Source organism: Fertoeibacter niger, from assembly GCF_009380135.2.
GTDB classification, from domain to species: Bacteria; Pseudomonadota; Alphaproteobacteria; order Rhodobacterales; family Rhodobacteraceae; genus Fertoeibacter; species Fertoeibacter niger.
Genome location: NZ_WHUT02000014.1, coordinates 69,313 through 85,347 on the forward strand (window position 1 = coordinate 69,313; position 16,035 = coordinate 85,347).

The following is a 16,035-nucleotide window of genomic DNA, read 5'->3' on the forward strand; positions in this document are numbered from 1 at the left end:
CTGGGAAATTCGGGCAAAAACGCCACAATGTCGGCTTACAAGCCGCAGGCATTGCAGCGTTTTTCTGGACCGCGCCCGAAATGCTGGCTATCGTGGTGAAAACGGGGCGATACGACCCCGATGCATGAGGCAGCAATGGCGTTTCCCGAGCGGTTTTCGAACCTGCCAGATTACGCATTTCCGCGCCTGCGGAAATTGCTCGACGCGCACGCCCCCGGGGGCGAGCCCATTGCCATGACCATCGGCGAGCCGCGCCATGCCATGCCCGCTTTCGTGGGGCCTGTGCTGGCCGAATCGCTGGCGGGGTTTGGCGTCTATCCGCCCAATGACGGCTCGCCCGAACTGCTGGCCGCGATTTCGGGATGGATCGGGCGGCGCTATGGCGTTGCGATGCCGGAAGCGCAGATCATGGCGCTGAACGGCACGCGCGAGGGGCTGTTCAACGCCGCCGTGGCCCTGTGCCCCGAGGTCAAGAACGGCCAGCGCCCCGTGGTGCTGATGCCGAACCCGTTCTATCAGGTCTATGCCGTGGCGGCCTTGGCGATGGGGGCGGAACCTGTCTATGTGCCCGCCACCGCCGCGACCGGCCATTTGCCCGATTACGCGGGCCTGCCCGCCGATGTGCTGGACCGGGTGGCGATCGCCTATCTGTGCTCGCCCGCCAATCCGCAGGGCGCGGTGGCAGACCGTGCCTACTGGGCCACGCTGATGGCGCTGGCGGAAAAGCACGATTTCCGCATTTTCGCCGATGAATGCTATTCCGAGATTTGGCGCACCTCCCCCCCGGTGGGTGCGCTGACCGTGGCGCAGGATACCGGCACCGACCCCGAACGGGTGTTCGTGTTCCACTCGCTGTCGAAACGGTCAAACCTGCCCGGCCTCAGGTCGGGGTTTGTGGCGGGTGGCCCCGAGGGCATCGCCCGTATCCGCAAGCTGCGGTCGTTTGCCGGGGCACCCTTGCCGCTGCCCATTCAGCGCGTGTCGGAACGCTGCTGGCAGGACGAGGCGCATGTGGAGGCCAGCCGCGCGCTGTATCAGGAAAAATTCGCGGCGGCGGATCAGATCTTTGCAGGCATGCAGGGCTATGCCAGCCCCGAGGGCGGTTTTTTCCTGTGGCTGCCGGTTGATGATGGCGAGGCGGCGGCGCTGAGACTTTGGCGCGAAACGGGCGTGCGGGTTCTGCCCGGCGCCTATCTGAGCCGCGATGCGGCCGGGCAGAATCCCGGCCATGGTTACATAAGGGTCGCGCTTGTGGCCCCAAAAGAAGAAATGCAGCGCGGGCTGATACAGCTGCGCGACTGCCTATACGGGTGAGGACAGGGCAAGATGGCATCCTATCACGTCAGGCAGCGTGATCCGCTTCTGGATCAGAACATGCAGGCGATGCTGGAACGGCGCGGGCGCGAATTGCTGGGCCTGGCGCTGATCGGCCTTGCGCTGGCTTTCGCCATGATGCTGGGCAGCTATTCGCCCGAGGATCCGGGCTGGATGGTGGCGACGGATGAGCCTGCGCAGAACGCGCTGGGCCGTTTTGGCGCGGCTGTGGCATCAACGCTGATGATCATCGGCGGCTGGGGCACCTGGGGCCTGCCGGTGGTGTTTCTGGCCTGGGGTGTGCGCTTCGTGCTGCACCGGGGCGAGGAACGCGCGCTGGGCCGCGTGGTGTTCGCTGTCATCGCGATTGCGCTGGGGTCGGTCTTTGCCGCCACCCATGTGCCGGGGGCCGATTGGCCGCATGCCTTTGGTCTGGGCGGGCTGTTCGGCGATACCGTGCTGGGCGCGATGCTGGGCGTGTCGCCCATCGACGCGGGGTTCGGGCTGAAAATCATGTCGCTGCTGGCGGGATGTGCGCTGCTGGCCATGGGTTTCTTCGTCACCGGGTTTGACCTGCGCGAGATCCGGGCCATCGTGCAGTTTCTGCTGGTGGGCATGATCGTGACCTATACCGGGCTTGTGACCCTGCTGGGGCGCGGCGCGGCAGGTTCGGCGCAACTGGCGCAGGCCACGCAAGCGCATCTGCGCGAACGCCGCGCGGCAAAGGCCGAGGCCGCCGCCTGGGCCGCCGAAAACGCCCCCGTGGTGGAAAAGCGCCCCGTGGTGGTGCGCCCGCAGGCTGCTGCTGCGGCGTCGATGGTTGCTGTGGCCGGCCCCGCGCTGAAAAATGCGGCGCGCGGCTTTCTCAGCCGTCTGGTGGCCGCCCCTGCCGCTGCCGAGCCCGACGAACCGGCGCCTTTGCGTGCCGGTGCCCCCGCACCCTTGCGCGCGGATGCCCCGGCCTATGGCCGCCCCGCCACCTTGCGCGCCACGCCCCGCCTTGCCGAGCCAGAGGCCCAACCGCAGGCCGCCCCCCGGGCCATGCCCCGCCCCGCTGCGCTGAAAGCCCCGCCGCTTGCCGCCCCTCCGAAAGAGCGTGTCGGCCTGCTGGCCCGCGTGCCGCAGATCATGCGCCGCGCGATGGACCCGGAACCGGAACTGGTGGAGCCTGCCTTGGCTTGGGGTGCCGCCCATGCCGATCTGCCATCCGAGGACCGCATAAAGGCGCGCATAAATGATGTGATCCGGTCGCGGGCGCATCATTCGAATCCGCCCGCCAATCCGATCGCCGCCGCCATTGCCCGGCGTGAGCCGCCTGTCGCCAAGCGCCGTGGTGGCCCCTTGCCACTGATCGCCGACACAAGACGCGGCATGCCGATGCAACTGCCGCCCGAGCCCCCCGTGGTGGCCCCGCCGCCGAAACCCAAACCGGCCTGGGCCGGGCTGACCGCAAGCCGCGCCGCGGCCGCCCCGGTTGCACCGCTGGGCGTGTCGGCCCTGCAAGCCGCCCCGGTCTGGGAAGAACCGGAATGGGAGGACGTGGCGGCCTATGAACGCTATGAGGCGGAAGAGGCGGAATGGCAGGAAGAGCCTGTGTGGCAGCCCGAGCCCAGCTTTCAGCCCGCCCCCGCCGCTGTTCGCGCGGCCCCGGAACTCCGCAGCCCCGAACCGCGCAGTGTGGTGCAGCAAGTGGCCAAGAAGCCCGCAGCGCCCTCGCGTCAGGCGGTAGCCGAGGCGAACCCGCGCCTGCGGTTCGAGGATGCCGCCCCGGCCTATGAACTGCCGCCGCTGGGCCTGCTGTCGAACCCTGCGAACATCATCCGCAACCCGCAATCCGTGGAATCACTGGAAGAAAACGCGCGGATGCTGGAATCGGTGCTGGATGACTACGGCGTGAAGGGCGAGATCGTGTCGGTCCGCCCCGGCCCTGTCGTGACCATGTATGAGCTGGAGCCCGCGCCGGGGCTGAAGGCCAGCCGCGTGATCGGTCTGGCCGATGACATCGCGCGGTCGATGTCGGCGCTTTCCGCCCGCGTGTCCACCGTGCCGGGCCGCACTGTCATTGGCATCGAACTGCCCAACGCCACCCGCGAAAAGGTGGTGCTGCGCGAGATTCTCTCGGCCCGCGACTTTGGCGATTCTGCCATGCGTCTGCCGCTGGCCCTGGGCAAGGACATTGGTGGTGAGCCGATCATCGCCAACCTGGCCAAGATGCCCCACCTCTTGATTGCCGGGACCACGGGTTCGGGCAAATCGGTGGCGATCAACACCATGATCCTCAGCCTGCTTTACAAGCTGACGCCCGAGGAATGCCGCCTGATCATGATCGACCCCAAGATGCTGGAACTTTCCGTTTATGACGGCATCCCGCACCTGCTGTCGCCCGTCGTGACCGACCCGAAAAAGGCGGTCGTCGCCTTGAAATGGGTCGTGGGCGAGATGGAGGAACGCTATCGCAAGATGTCGAAACTCGGCGTGCGCAACATCGAGGGCTACAATGGCCGCGTCCGCGAAGCCCTTGAAAAAGGCGAGATGTTCAAGCGCACCATCCAGACCGGCTTTGACGAGGATACCGGCGAGCCAGTGTTCGAGACCGATGAATACCAGCCCGTCACCATCCCCTATATCGTGGTGGTGGTGGACGAGATGGCCGACCTGATGATGGTGGCCGGGAAAGAGATCGAAGCCTGTATCCAGCGGCTTGCGCAGATGGCGCGGGCCAGCGGAATCCATCTGATCATGGCCACGCAGCGGCCTTCGGTGGATGTGATCACCGGCACGATCAAGGCCAACTTCCCCACGCGGATCTCGTTTCAGGTCACGTCAAAGATCGACTCGCGCACTATCCTGGGCGAACAGGGGGCGGAACAACTGCTGGGCATGGGTGACATGCTGTATATGGCGGGCGGGGCCAAGATCACCCGCATCCACGGGCCGTTTGTTTCGGATGAAGAGGTTGAGGAAATCGTCAACCACCTGAAATCCTTTGGCCCGCCCACCTATATGTCGGGCGTGGTCGAAGGGCCGGAGGATGACAAGGCCGATGACATTGACGCCGTGCTGGGCCTTGGCGGCGGCGACGGCGGCGATGATGCGCTGTATGATCAGGCGGTGGCGGTGGTGGCGAAAGACCGCAAATGCTCCACCTCCTACATCCAGCGCAAACTGGGCATCGGTTACAACAAGGCCGCGCGCCTGGTGGAGCAGATGGAGGAAAACCATGTGGTCACTACGGCGAACCACGTGGGCAAACGCGAGATTTTGCTGCCGGAGCAGTGAGGCTGGGCGATCCGGCGCGGGTTCGCCAATGCGCTTTCGTAAACCATGATGGCGCATCCGTGCCGCAAAGCGCAGCCGCCGAGCGCGCCTTGCCGAAACAGCGACAGCCGCGCGGGTCCGGCTTCGATCAACGGCCAGCAGGTGTGCCGATCACGCATCATGTCAGGCCCCGCCCTGTGGCGGCATTCCGCCGGGGTTCCGGGGTGGATGTCTTGGCATGATGCCATCCAATCCGTTGGTGCAATTCAGATTTTCTGCTGCCCACTTCGCCGCCGCGCCTGAAATGCGCCTCTCCCCGAAGTGAAAGCGGGGGGGATGCGCGTGGCCCTCCACTCGCCTATATTGGGCAAATGAACCGCATGACCGCCCTGCTGGCCCCGCTCGCCCTTGTCGCCCTCGCCCTTCCGGCGATGGCTGAGAAAATTCCGCTGTCGCAACTGTCGGCCTATCTGAACGGGTTGACCACCGCCGAATCGGATTTCACGCAGGTGAATGCCGATGGCTCGATCTCCACCGGCAAGATTTTCATCCGCCGCCCGGGCCGGGTGCGTTTTGAATATGCCGCGCCGGATGACAGTCTGGTGATGGCCGGGGGCGGGCAGGTGGCGATTTTCGACGCGAAATCCAACCAGCCGCCCGAGCAATACCCGCTCAGCCGCACACCGCTGAGCCTGATCCTGGCCGAGAATGTCGATCTGGGCCGCGCCCGGATGGTGGTGGGCCATGTCGAGGATGGCAATTCCACCCGCGTCGTGGCGCAAGACCCGGAAAACCCGGAATATGGCAGCATCGAAATGGTGTTCACCGCCAACCCGGTGGAACTGCGGCAATGGGTGATCACCGATGATGTGGGTGGCCAGACCACGGTGATCCTGGGTGAATTGCGCAAGGGCGGCAACCTGGCGCCCTCGCTGTTCAGCATCGCCAACGAGACCAGCAAGCGGCAGAACTGACGCGCAGCAAAGTTTAGCCGAACGCGGGCAAATTCAGCGCCCGCAAGACGCCAGTTGCACCCGGTAACGTTCGGCCCGCCCGCCAACCCGCGACGCCACCTCGACCAGCCAGGGCTTGCTTTCATAGCTGCGGCGGGCAAAGCCTGTGCGGCCCTCGTGATAGGCCAGATACTGATTGCGGGCGTCGGTCTTGGAGATGCCCAGGCCCCGTTCGGTCTGATCCATATACCAGCCCATGAAATCGGTGGCATCGCCAATGTCGTCACGCCGTGCGCGGCGACCGCCCTCTTCCTGCTGATATTCTTCCCATGTGCCGTCAAGCGCCTGGCTGTAGCCATAGGCCGAGCTTTGGCGGCCCACCGGAATGATGCCCAGCACGAACTGGTGCGGCGTGCGGGCGTTGCCGATGAATTTCGATTCCTGGTGGATCGTCGCCATCTGCACATGCACCGGCACGCCCCATTTGCGTTCGGTCGCCTTCATGGCGCGGAAATACTGCGGTCGTTCGGCGACGATGCTGCACGCATTCTCCAGATCACGTGGCGCGGAAAAGTTGCCGCCGCCACACGAGGCCAGAAACATCAACAGGATCGACGCACGGAGAAGTCTGCTCATCTGCCCCTCGCACGTTTGTTTTTTTTCAACAATAGGGCAAAAACGGGGGCGGGGAAATGGGCACGGGCACCAATTCGCATCAGAAATGCGCGAGCAGGCGGAACTTGGGCATCCGGCGCTTGCATCACTGTGGGGCGCGGGTCCACAGACTGTTTCCCTGATTCGCAACCTGTCTGATGGACAGCCCCCGCGCGAGCGATTATTTACCGGCATGAGGGCCGCGACATGATGCTGAAAACCGAAGCCAAATACCATATCGGACAGGTGCTGCGCCATCGCAAGCACCCGTTCCGTGGCGTGGTGTTCGACGTGGACGCAATGTTTTCCAATACCGAAGACTGGTATGAGGCGATCCCCGAAGACAGCCGCCCTTCGCGCGATCAGCCGTTCTATCACCTGTTGGCCGAAAACGACCAAAGTTATTACGTCGCCTATGTGTCGGAACAGAACCTGGTGCCGGATGAGACTGGCGAGCCGGTGGATCACCCCGACCTGCCCGACCTTTTCGGTGATTTCGAGGACGGGCGCTATCCGCTGCAATTCCAGATGAACTGAGGCTGGCCAGCGCCGGGGGTTTCACACCCCCGGACCCCCGTGGGATATTTGCGTCTGGAAAGAGCCTGCAACCGGTCGGCGGGCGAAGCGGCGTTTCGGCATATTGCGCCGGGAGATGACAGGCTGTGTGGTGCAACGCCTTGGCGTATTGTCGCGGGCCACCGTCAATACCCCAGCGCGCAGCCATCCTTGCGCGGGTCTGATCCGCCTTGCAGAACGCCATCCGCGCCGATGAGGATCGCCTGCGCGCCGCCGATCGGCGTGTCGGGAATGCTGACACTGTGGCCCATGGCGGCCAGTTCGGCGCGGATCGCATCGGAATAGCCGCGTTCAACCTGCATGCCCTCGGCCCCGGAAAAGCTGCGCGGCGCGTCGATGGCTGCCTGCGGGTCAAGCCCGAAATCCACCATGTTGCTGACGAAACGGGCGTGGCCGTTGGGCTGATAGGCCCCGCCCATCACGCCAAAGGGCATGGTGACGCGGCCGTTCTGCCGGATCATGCCGGGGATGATGGTGTGCATCGGGCGCTTGCCGCCCATGGCCTCGTTCGGGTGGCCTGCCGTCAGGGTAAAGCCCGCGCCCCGGTTCTGGAACCCGATGCCGAACCGGCCGGAGGCCAGCCCCGCGCCAAAGGACCAGAACACCGAATAGATCAGCGAAACCGCCATCCGGTCGCGGTCCACCACGGTGATGTAGATCGTGTCGCGGTGCACCGCCTCGGACAGGGCGGCGGGGGATGCCATGGCGCGCGCGGGGTCGATCAGTGCGGCAAGGGCGGCGGCTGTATCGGCTGACAGCATGTGATCGAGCCGCGTGGTATGCGCGGGATCGGCCAGAAAACGGTTGCGCGCGTCATAGGCCAGCTTTGCCGCCTCGGCCTCGACATGCGCGCGGGGGGCACCGAACGGGTCCATCGCCGCAATGTCGAAATGTTTCAGGATGTTCAGCAGCAAAATGGCGGTCGCACCCTGCCCGTTCGGCGGGTGTTCCAGCAGTTCGATGCCGTTGTAGGTGCCGCTGACCGGCGTGGTGTAATCGCAGGCGGTTGCCGCAAAATCCGCCAGAGTGTGCGTGCCGCCAAGGGCTTGCAACGAGGCTGCCATGTCTTCGGCCACTTCACCCTCATAAAATCCGGCGCGGCCCTCGTGCGCGATGCGGCGCAGCACCTCGGCCTGGCCCGGGGCGCGGAAGATCTGGCCGGGGCGCGGGGCCTGACCGTTCAGCAGATAGAACTCGCGTGCTGCCCCTTGCAGGTCATCCGCCGCCGCCGCCCAGTCAAAGGCGGTGCGGGGCGCGACCGGCACGCCTTCTTCGGCATAGCGGATCGCGGGGGCCAGGGTTTCGGCCAGCCCCAGTCTGCCCCAGTCGGCAGACAGGCGGCAAAACGCATCGACGGCACCCGGCAGGGTCACAGCCTCGACCCCGTGCAGCGGCACCGCGGCGAGGCCCCGTTCGCGCAATGCTGCCGCCGAAAGGCCCGCAGGCGCGCGGCCCGAGCCGTTCAGCGCAACCACCCGCTCTTCGCCCGCGGGCTTCAGCAGCACGAAACAATCACCACCAAGGCCGGTCATCTGCGGCTCGCAGATGCCCAGCAGCACGGCCCCGGCAATGGCGGCATCCACCGCATTGCCGCCCGATTTGAGAATGTCGATGGCGGCGGCGGCGGCCAGCGGATGCGATGTCGCGCACATCCCGTTGGTGGCAAAAACCGCCGAACGGCCCGGCATCTGGAAATCGCGCATCATCTTCTCCCCTGTTGGCACAAAGCCTAGGGCGGCAGGGGCGGATTTCCAAGGGAAAGAGAACCTCGGCGCCACGAACTGGGTGGGGGCTTTCGATCGCAGCGCCGAGGGAAGCTTTATGCAGCTACGCCCGACCTATCGCAGAGCCTTGGGGCGCATTCAGGGGGAAATTCTGGCGGAGTTGCGTCAGTTCTGCCGCAGAAGAAACAATAACCCCTCAAGGTGCCGATTGTTGCACATCCAGCCGAAAGCTGAGTTCGTTGCGATCGGCGATCCGGCGATAGTCAAGATCGCGCGCCAAGGTGCGAATCAGATACCAGCCAAAGCCCCCTTCGGGCAGATCGGCACCCTTGCCGATGCAGGGCGGCAGGCCGGGGGGCAAGGTGCCCGCGGGCATCGGAGCCCCGCGGTCGGTGATCCGGCACAGCATGCCGGTGCCCGTCAGGTGCAGCCACAGGTCAATCTCGCCCGGGGCGCGGGCATAGGCATGTTCGACGATGTTGTTCAGCGCCTCGGCCAGCACCAGTTCGGCGGTGCCGCGCTCATCTTCGGTCAGATGGCGCAGGGCGCGCATAGTGAACAGTTGGCGCAGCCCGTCGCGCACCGCCAGCGGGTCGCCGGGCAGGGTGATGCGGGCCGTGCCCTCAGCCCGCATCGCGGAGGCCGTCGGGCAGCGATGCGTGGATGGTAAAGACCGAATCCATCCGCGTCAGGCGAAACACCTTGTCCACCGCCGGGGTCAACCCCGCCAGTTCCAGCCGCCGGTCAGGGCCCATCAGTTTCATCACCGCGACAACCGCACCCAGACCCGAACTGTCCAGAAAGCGCACGCGCGACAGATCCAGCAACACCCGCTGCGCCGGGTGCTGCACCAGCAGACGCATCCGGTCCTTGAACTGGATGGCGCCTGCCGCATCTATCCGATCTTCCAGCGCGCGCACAATCAACAGTTCGCCGCGCGGTTCCGCCACAAGGTTCATATGCCCGCCCCATTCTGCCATCGGTGTCTGCACCCTAGTGGCGATTGGTTAGCATCCGGTAACTGGCGCAAAGCCCGCGATGCAGATGTTGTTCTGGAGGGTATTGGCACTGTGATTGCGATCAGCGGCTGTGCACCCTTTTCCTTTCGTGCTGGCCCAAATAACCTTTGCAGGGACTGCGCCGAGGGCGCAGAGGGGGCAAAAGCCTGCCATGGAGGATTGCCGATGGATTATGACCACCTCGCCGCCCAGATTGACGCCCTGTGCCACGGCGAGACTGATACGGTTTCCCTGATGGCCACCTTTGCCTGCGAGTTGCACGCCGCACATCCGCTGTCGGACTGGACCGGGTTCTATCGGGTGGTCGCCCCGGAGTTGCTGAAGATCGGGCCCTATCAGGGTGGGCATGGCTGCCTTGTCATCCCGTTTTCGCGTGGGGTCTGCGGGGCCGTGGCGCGCACCGAAACCGCCCTGATCGTGCCGGATGTGGAGGCTTTTCCGGGGCATATCGCCTGTTCCTCCTCCACACGGTCGGAACTGGTGCTGCCGGTGTGGAACGGTGCGGGCACCTTGCTGGGGGTGCTGGACCTGGACAGCAACACCGAGGCGGCCTTTACCGAAGAAGACGCCACGCGGCTGGCGGAGATTCTGGCCGCGACATTCAGGGATGCCCGGTGATGCAGGGGTCATGCCTGTGCGGCCAGGTGCTTTTCGTGGTGGACGAGCCGCTGCGCGACGTGATCGCCTGCCATTGCACGCAATGCCGCAAGGTGTCGGGGCATTTCTGGGCGGCGTCCTCTGTGCCGCTGGCGCGGTTTCGCCTGATCCATGAAGATGGCCTGCGGTGGTTCCGGTCATCCGACCGTGCCACGCGCGGGTTCTGCTTCGGCTGCGGGGCCAGCCTGTTCTGGCAGCCCCAGGGCGAAGACCGCATCAGCTTTGCCGCGGGCGCGCTGGACGGGGAAACGGGTCTGCATGTGGCGGAACACATCCTGACAGAACATGCCGGGGATTATTACAGCCCCGACGGGCCACCACCATCAGCGCAAGGCACTGAACCAAAACAGCTTTCCGTCTCTTGCCTTTGCGGTGGCGTGGCTTTTGCGCTGCCCGGCCCGGCGGGTGAGGTTCACGCCTGCCATTGCACGCAATGCCGCAAACTGTCGGGGCATTATTCGGCGTCGTTCGATGCCGATGAGGCGGGGGTGGTTTACAGCGCAAGCGCCACGCTGGCAGAATTTGAAACCCCGGGTGGCGGGCGGCGCGGGTTTTGCAGCACCTGTGGGTCAAATCTGTGGTTTCGCGCGCAGGACGGGGCCTTTTCCGTCGAGGCGGGGGTGGTGGATGGCCCCGGCGGCGGACGGCTTGCGGAACATATCTTTGTGGCCGACAAGGGCGATTACTATGTCCTTGCCGATGGCCTGCCGCAGGCAGACCGCTGGTAGGGCATGGCCCTGACATTGAAAGGAAAAAGCATGCAGATCACGCTTCTTGACGGCGGCATGGGGCAAGAGTTGCTGGCCCGCACCGGCGATGCGCCCACGCCGCTTTGGGCCACGCAGGTGATGCTTGACCATCCCGATGTGGTGCGCGCGATCCACGCCGATTACTTTGCCGCCGGGGCCACGATTGCCACGACCAACACCTATGCGATCCACCATGACCGGCTGGAACGCTTTGATCTGGATCACCTTTTTGAGCCGTTGCACCGCAAGGCGCTGGCACAGGCCAATGAGGCGCGGGTGGCGCACGGGTCGGGGCGCATCGCGGGGTCGATGGGGCCGCTGGTGGCCAGCTACCGCACCGATGTGGCTCTGCCGGTGGCCCAAGCCCAGCCGAAATATTCCGAGATTGCCCGGCTGCTGGGGCCGGAGGTGGACCTTATCCTGCTGGAAACAATGGCTTCTGTCTTGCAAGCCGAGGGGGCATTGCGCGGGGCGCAGGCGGCGGGGCGGCCGGTCTGGCTGTCGATGACAGTGGATGATGCCGACGGGTCGCGCCTGCGGTCAGGCGAGCCCTGGGCCGATCTGGCCCCGCTGCTGGCCGAATTGCGGCCCGAGGCGCTGCTGGTCAACTGTTCGGTGCCCGAGGCGATGGCGGCGGCGCTGGCCGAGGTGGCCCGGTTCGGCCTGCCCTTTGGCGCCTATGCCAACGGGTTCACCCATATCTCGGATGCGTTCAAGGCGGATGCGCCCAAGGTGGATGTTCTGCACCACCGCCATGACCTGACGCCCCAGAAATACGCAGATTTCGCAATGGGTTGGATCGCGCAAGGTGCCACGATCGTGGGGGGGTGCTGCGAGGTGGGGCCGGCCCATATCGCCCATCTGGCGGGGGTGTTGCGGGCGGCGGGGCATCAGATTGTCTGAGGTTTCAGACTTCGTTTACGCGCCGCCGGATGTGCCGCTGACGCTGATCCACCATGATGCGCAGGTGGTTGTTGTGAACAAGCCTGCGGGCCTGCTCTCCGTGCCGGGCAAGGGCGAGGACCGCGCCGATTGCCTGATCGCCCGGCTGCGCGGCGTGTTCCCCGAGATTTTGCTGGTGCATAGGCTTGATCTGGACACGTCGGGGGTGATGGTGTTCGCGCTGACAAAGGCGGCGCAGGGCGCGCTGGGGCAGCAGTTCGAAAAGCGTCAGACGAAAAAGATATATATTGCAAGGGTTGCCGGGCTAGTGGAGCCGAAGGCGGGGCTGGTGGATTTGCCCTTGTGCGTCGATTGGCCGAACCGGCCCCGGCAGCATGTGGACCATGAAAACGGCCGCCCGGCGCAGACGGAATGGGCAGTGGTGAAACATGGGCCGGGCGAAACCCGCATGCGGCTGCAACCCCTGACCGGGCGCAGCCACCAGTTGCGGGTGCATATGGCGGCGCTGGGGCATCCTATACTGGGCGACCCTTTGTATGCGGAGGGCGCGGCACGGGCGCATCCGCGGCTGATGCTGCATGCGGAATCGTTGCGCTTCCGCCACCCGGATTCGGGGAAAAGCGAGACATGGCGGGCGGTCTGCCCGTTCTGAAAAGCGGGTGTGATTCTGATGCACGGGCGATGCACAGGGCATGCGCGTGCGCATGCAGGCCGGAGAAGCGGGTGCTTGCGGTCTGGCCGTGTCGGTTTGGTGGGTGGGTGTGGTGCGCCTGCGGGTTGCCGATGCGAAGGTCGGCAACCGCCGGGGGTTTTCCACCCCCGGACCCCCGGAGGATATTTGTGTCTGGCAAGATCAGAGGCGTTGCAGCGGTCTTTGCTGCGCGCATCGCGGCAGAGAAGATCCGGCAGAGAACCGGACCGCCTGCGTGGCTTGCGTCTTGTTACTCGGCCGCGATGTCTGCGTCATCCCAGCCCGAAATCGCCTTCACCTCGAGAAATTCCTCGATGCCCCAATGGCCGCCTTCACGGGCGCGGCCCGAGGATTTCACCCCGCCGAAGGGGGAGCCTGCGGCGCGGCTTTTGCCGTTCATTTCCACCATGCCGGAGCGGAGCTGGCGGGCGAGGCGGTTGCGGCGGGGGCCGTCCTGCGATTGCACATAGTTGGTCAGGCCGTACGGGGTGTTGTTGGCGATGGCCACCGCTTCGGCCTCAGAGTCGAAGGGGATGATCGACAGGACCGGGCCGAAGATTTCCTCGGCCTCGATCGTCATGCCGGGGGTCACGTCGGCAAAGACGGTGGGCTTGACGTAGAAGCCGCGGTTGAAGCCCTCGGGCAGGCCGGGGCCACCGGCGACAAGGCGCGCGCCCTCGTCGATGCCTTTCTGGATGTAGCCCTGGATCTGGTCCCACTGGCGTTTGTTGACCACGGGGCCGATGTGTTTGCCGGGCTCGTGGGCGGAGCCCACCTTGATGGAATTCGCCACGGTGGCGGCGATTTCAACCGCGCGGTCATAGGCGGGGCGTTCGACCAACATGCGCGAGGGCGCGTTGCAGGACTGGCCGGAGTTGTTCATCATGTGGCGCACGCCGCGTTCGACGGCGCGGTCATCGGCATCGGCGAAAATCAGGTTGGCGCCCTTGCCGCCCAGTTCCAGCGTGACGCGTTTCAGGCTTTCGGCGGCGGCCTTGGAGATGGCCTTGCCCGCGCGGGTGGAGCCGGTGAAGGAGATCATCTCGACATCCGGGTGGGTGGAAAGCTGCGCGCCAACGCCCATGCCGTCGCCGTTCACCAGATTGAACACCCCGGGGGGCACGCCGGCATCATGGCAGAATTCGGCGAAGAGGAGCGAGGACAGCGGCGATTCCTCGGAGGGTTTCAAGACGCAGGTGCAGCCGGCCAGCAGCGCGGGGATCACCTTGAGCGTGACCTGATTCATCGGCCAGTTCCAGGGCGTGATCAGGCCCACGACGCCGATGGGTTCCAGCGCGATGCGGTCATTGGGCGTGTCGGCGCGCAGCGGGCGGACCCATTCGAAATGTTCGAACGCGGTCAGGAGGTTTTGCAGGTGCCAGGGCAGGCAGGGGGCCTGCTGATCGCGGGAAAAGTCGATGGGCGCGCCCATTTCGAGGCTGATGGCGGCGGCCATATCCTCGACCCGCGCCTCGTATTGGTCGAGGATGCGGCGCACGACTGCGGCGCGTTCGGCGGGTGGGGTGACGGACCAGGTGGCAAAGGCGGCCTTGGCGGCGGCGACGGCTGCGTCGGTATCGGGCTGATCGCCAAGGCTGATCACCGCGCAGGGATCTTCGGTCGAGGGGTCGATCACCAGGCAGTCGCGCGGGGCGGCGGGGGCGACCCATTGGCCGTTGATGTAGAAGTCGCGTTTCTCGATCATGGGAACCTCCGGGTTAGGAAGGAAGGTGGCATTGCAGGCATGGCATGGCAAGGGCGGGGGCGACAGAGCATGTCGCAAAAGGCATCAGTAATCTTGCCAGCTGTCGGCGGAATAGCCGAAATGCGCCAGGTCTTCGGCGATGATCCGCTGTGCGAGGGTGGCGAGTTCGGGCGTATAGCTGCTGGCGCGGCCCTTGCTTGGGTTCACCGGGGTTTCAAGGCGGTGGCGGATCCAGGTTTCGGGAAAGCTCAGGCGCTGGCCAAGGGTCAGGAAACCCTCGGGCAGTTCATCCTCGATGCGCCAGATGCGGGTGTAGCGCAGCCGGTCGGTCATCAGCACGCGGGTCTGTGCATCCCAGTGATGGTCGCGTTGGCCGGGCGGATGGCTGGCGACATAGGCAAGGAAGGTGGAGAACGGGATCAGCGTGGCGGGCGCGCCCCCGGGCAGGCCATGTGTCGCGGCATAGCGGCGCAGGGGTTGGAGTTCGTTCCGGCGGATGCCGCGCGAATAGGCGGCATCGCTGTGGTCGGGGCTGCGTGAATGGCCGTCAAGAAACTTGTTACGCCAGGCCGACAGCAGACGGCCATAGGGATTGCGCACCAGGGCATAAAGCGCATACCGGCCGGGATCCGCGATGAAGCCCGCGAAATGGGTCAGCGGCGCGACCGGAAAGCGGCGCGGCACCGATAGCAGGCGGTAGCGGCCTTCGGACGGGTCGGTGCGGCCGTGGTGCTGCGCGAAGCCGTCGGTCAGGAAATGCCGGGTGAAGGTGGTCAGAACCTTGGGGTTCAGCATCACCGCCGTGCGCGTGGGCTTGTCGAGGAAAAGTTTGAACGGGCTGAAATGACGGTTGGGGATCAACATCGGTCAGCCCGCCATCGCGGCTTCGCAGGCGCGCTGCACAGCCTTGTAGCGGAAGATCCAGGGCCAGCGTTTCGGGTAGGCCCAGGGGTGACGCACCAGCCAGGGCTTTGTGCGCCCGGTGAAGTGGACAAGGCCAGGATCCGCACGCGACGGGGCGTAGGCGGCACGCGCATCGGGCGGGAACGGGGCGCGGTTGGTCATGCGGTTGCCCCAGAAGGCGTTCCATGCGGGGTCCATCGGGGCCACACGGCCCTTGAAAACATGGTTCAGCCAGTTCTGGTCATTGAAACGCAGCTTGTAGGTTTCGCGCAGGGCAACGGCAGCGGCAATATCCTGCATCTGGCTGTCAAACCCCTCGGCCCGGATGCGGGGCAGGTCGAACAGGATGACGCCGGCGTTGAAATAATTCGGCACATCGACCAGATGGCCGATCTTGCCCATGTCACGCAGGTGTTGCTGCGACTTGCGCGAGGCAAATCCGCCATGATCGCGGTGGTGCAGGGCCTTCTGGATGCCGGGGTCGCGGCAAGCGGCGATGGGCAGGCCGAGCAATGGGGTGGCGAAAGCGGCGGCAATGTCGCGGCAGACCAGCGTATCGCCATCAAGATAGAGCGTGGGCTGTTCGACCAGCCTTGGCAACATCAGGCGCGCCAGCGTGGCGGCAGACACATGGCCGCGCGTCGTCATGCCGTGGTCAAGCGCGGGTTCGACGCGGCACTCGATACTGGCCCCGGGAAAGAGGTGCTGCAACCGGGTGGTGGCTGCGGCAAGGGCCGGGGCGTCTTCGGTCAGCAGAAAGCGCAGGGTGATGTTGGCGGGGCGATGCGTGAGCAGAGAAAACGCGGAAATGACCGTGGGCTGCACAAAGCCCCGGTCCAGCACATAGGTCACGTCTGTCTGCACGGTCACATAGGCCTCCGGGGTTGCCGGGCGACTGTAGCGTGAATGCCGTGCCCTCTCAACCAGAG

Annotated in this window: 15 protein-coding genes; 8 read left to right on the forward strand and 7 right to left on the reverse strand. The window is 65.3% G+C overall.

Annotated elements, in window-relative coordinates; genetic code table 11:
* The first annotated feature begins 135 nt into the window (after window positions 1-135).
* The 3 genes from GEU84_RS18540 (at window position 136) to GEU84_RS18550 (ending at window position 5,546) form a co-directional block, all read left to right on the forward strand.
* On the forward strand, window positions 136-1,314 hold the full coding sequence (locus tag GEU84_RS18540; RefSeq protein WP_152825783.1) for an aminotransferase class I/II-fold pyridoxal phosphate-dependent enzyme: 1,179 nt from the start codon (window positions 136-138) through the stop codon (window positions 1,312-1,314).
* 12 nt (window positions 1,315-1,326) lie between these two features.
* Window positions 1,327-4,593 (forward strand): DNA translocase FtsK, encoded by a 3,267-nt coding sequence (locus tag GEU84_RS18545; RefSeq protein ID WP_152825281.1) that lies wholly within the window; start codon window positions 1,327-1,329, stop codon window positions 4,591-4,593.
* Between the two features lie 350 nt (window positions 4,594-4,943).
* Window positions 4,944-5,546 (forward strand): LolA family protein, encoded by a 603-nt coding sequence (locus tag GEU84_RS18550; RefSeq protein ID WP_420899293.1) that lies wholly within the window; start codon window positions 4,944-4,946, stop codon window positions 5,544-5,546.
* Between the two features lie 33 nt (window positions 5,547-5,579).
* Here GEU84_RS18550 and GEU84_RS18555 read toward each other — a convergent pair whose 3' ends face one another.
* Window positions 5,580-6,161, reverse strand: coding sequence for a transglycosylase SLT domain-containing protein (locus GEU84_RS18555; RefSeq protein WP_152825283.1), 582 nt, complete (start codon window positions 6,159-6,161; stop codon window positions 5,580-5,582).
* A gap of 228 nt (window positions 6,162-6,389) precedes the next feature.
* On the opposite strand from GEU84_RS18555, the gene hspQ reads away from it, so the two are divergent.
* Complete coding sequence (gene hspQ, locus GEU84_RS18560; RefSeq protein ID WP_152825787.1) at window positions 6,390-6,716, forward strand: heat shock protein HspQ; 327 nt, start codon at window positions 6,390-6,392, stop codon at window positions 6,714-6,716.
* A gap of 164 nt (window positions 6,717-6,880) precedes the next feature.
* Here hspQ and GEU84_RS18565 read toward each other — a convergent pair whose 3' ends face one another.
* From GEU84_RS18565 to GEU84_RS18575, 3 genes are all read right to left on the reverse strand, one after another.
* Complete coding sequence (locus GEU84_RS18565) at window positions 6,881-8,458, reverse strand: gamma-glutamyltransferase family protein (RefSeq protein ID WP_152825789.1); 1,578 nt, start codon at window positions 8,456-8,458, stop codon at window positions 6,881-6,883.
* Between the two features lie 217 nt (window positions 8,459-8,675).
* Window positions 8,676-9,113 carry an ATP-binding protein gene (locus GEU84_RS18570; protein ID WP_152825285.1) on the reverse strand — a complete coding sequence of 146 codons (438 nt, stop codon included), beginning with the start codon at window positions 9,111-9,113 and terminating at the stop codon, window positions 8,676-8,678.
* The gene (locus GEU84_RS18575; protein ID WP_152825791.1) at window positions 9,103-9,438 is read right to left on the reverse strand and encodes an STAS domain-containing protein; all 336 of its coding nucleotides are present in this window, start codon (window positions 9,436-9,438) and stop codon (window positions 9,103-9,105) included. Before GEU84_RS18575 ends, GEU84_RS18570 begins: the two co-directional genes overlap by 11 nt.
* Before the next feature lie 225 nt (window positions 9,439-9,663).
* Here GEU84_RS18575 and GEU84_RS18580 point away from each other — a divergent pair, with 225 nt between their 5' ends.
* Genes GEU84_RS18580 through GEU84_RS18595 form a run of 4 tightly spaced genes read left to right on the forward strand, consistent with a single transcriptional unit; the run spans window position 9,664 to window position 12,459 of the window.
* Entirely contained in the window at window positions 9,664-10,116 is a 453-nt protein-coding gene (locus GEU84_RS18580; protein WP_152825287.1) for a GAF domain-containing protein, read from the forward strand.
* A complete protein-coding gene (locus GEU84_RS21500; RefSeq protein ID WP_174539990.1) occupies window positions 10,116-10,883 on the forward strand; it encodes a GFA family protein in 768 nt (255 codons plus the stop codon). Before GEU84_RS18580 ends, GEU84_RS21500 begins: the two co-directional genes overlap by 1 nt.
* 30 nt (window positions 10,884-10,913) lie before the next feature.
* Window positions 10,914-11,807, forward strand: coding sequence for a homocysteine S-methyltransferase family protein (locus tag GEU84_RS18590; RefSeq protein ID WP_152825289.1), 894 nt, complete (start codon window positions 10,914-10,916; stop codon window positions 11,805-11,807).
* Window positions 11,800-12,459 (forward strand): pseudouridine synthase, encoded by a 660-nt coding sequence (locus GEU84_RS18595; RefSeq protein ID WP_152825291.1) that lies wholly within the window; start codon window positions 11,800-11,802, stop codon window positions 12,457-12,459. The genes GEU84_RS18590 and GEU84_RS18595 overlap by 8 nt, the downstream gene beginning before the upstream one ends.
* Before the next feature lie 289 nt (window positions 12,460-12,748).
* Here GEU84_RS18595 and GEU84_RS18600 read toward each other — a convergent pair whose 3' ends face one another.
* From GEU84_RS18600 to GEU84_RS18610, 3 genes are all read right to left on the reverse strand, one after another.
* Window positions 12,749-14,203 carry an aldehyde dehydrogenase family protein gene (locus GEU84_RS18600; protein ID WP_152825292.1) on the reverse strand — a complete coding sequence of 485 codons (1,455 nt, stop codon included), beginning with the start codon at window positions 14,201-14,203 and terminating at the stop codon, window positions 12,749-12,751.
* A gap of 84 nt (window positions 14,204-14,287) precedes the next feature.
* Entirely contained in the window at window positions 14,288-15,067 is a 780-nt protein-coding gene (locus tag GEU84_RS18605; protein ID WP_152825293.1) for a sulfotransferase family 2 domain-containing protein, read from the reverse strand.
* Window positions 15,068-15,070: 3 nt separating this feature from the next.
* The gene (locus GEU84_RS18610) at window positions 15,071-15,976 is read right to left on the reverse strand and encodes a glycosyltransferase (RefSeq protein WP_174539991.1); all 906 of its coding nucleotides are present in this window, start codon (window positions 15,974-15,976) and stop codon (window positions 15,071-15,073) included.
* Window positions 15,977-16,035 lie beyond the last annotated feature (59 nt).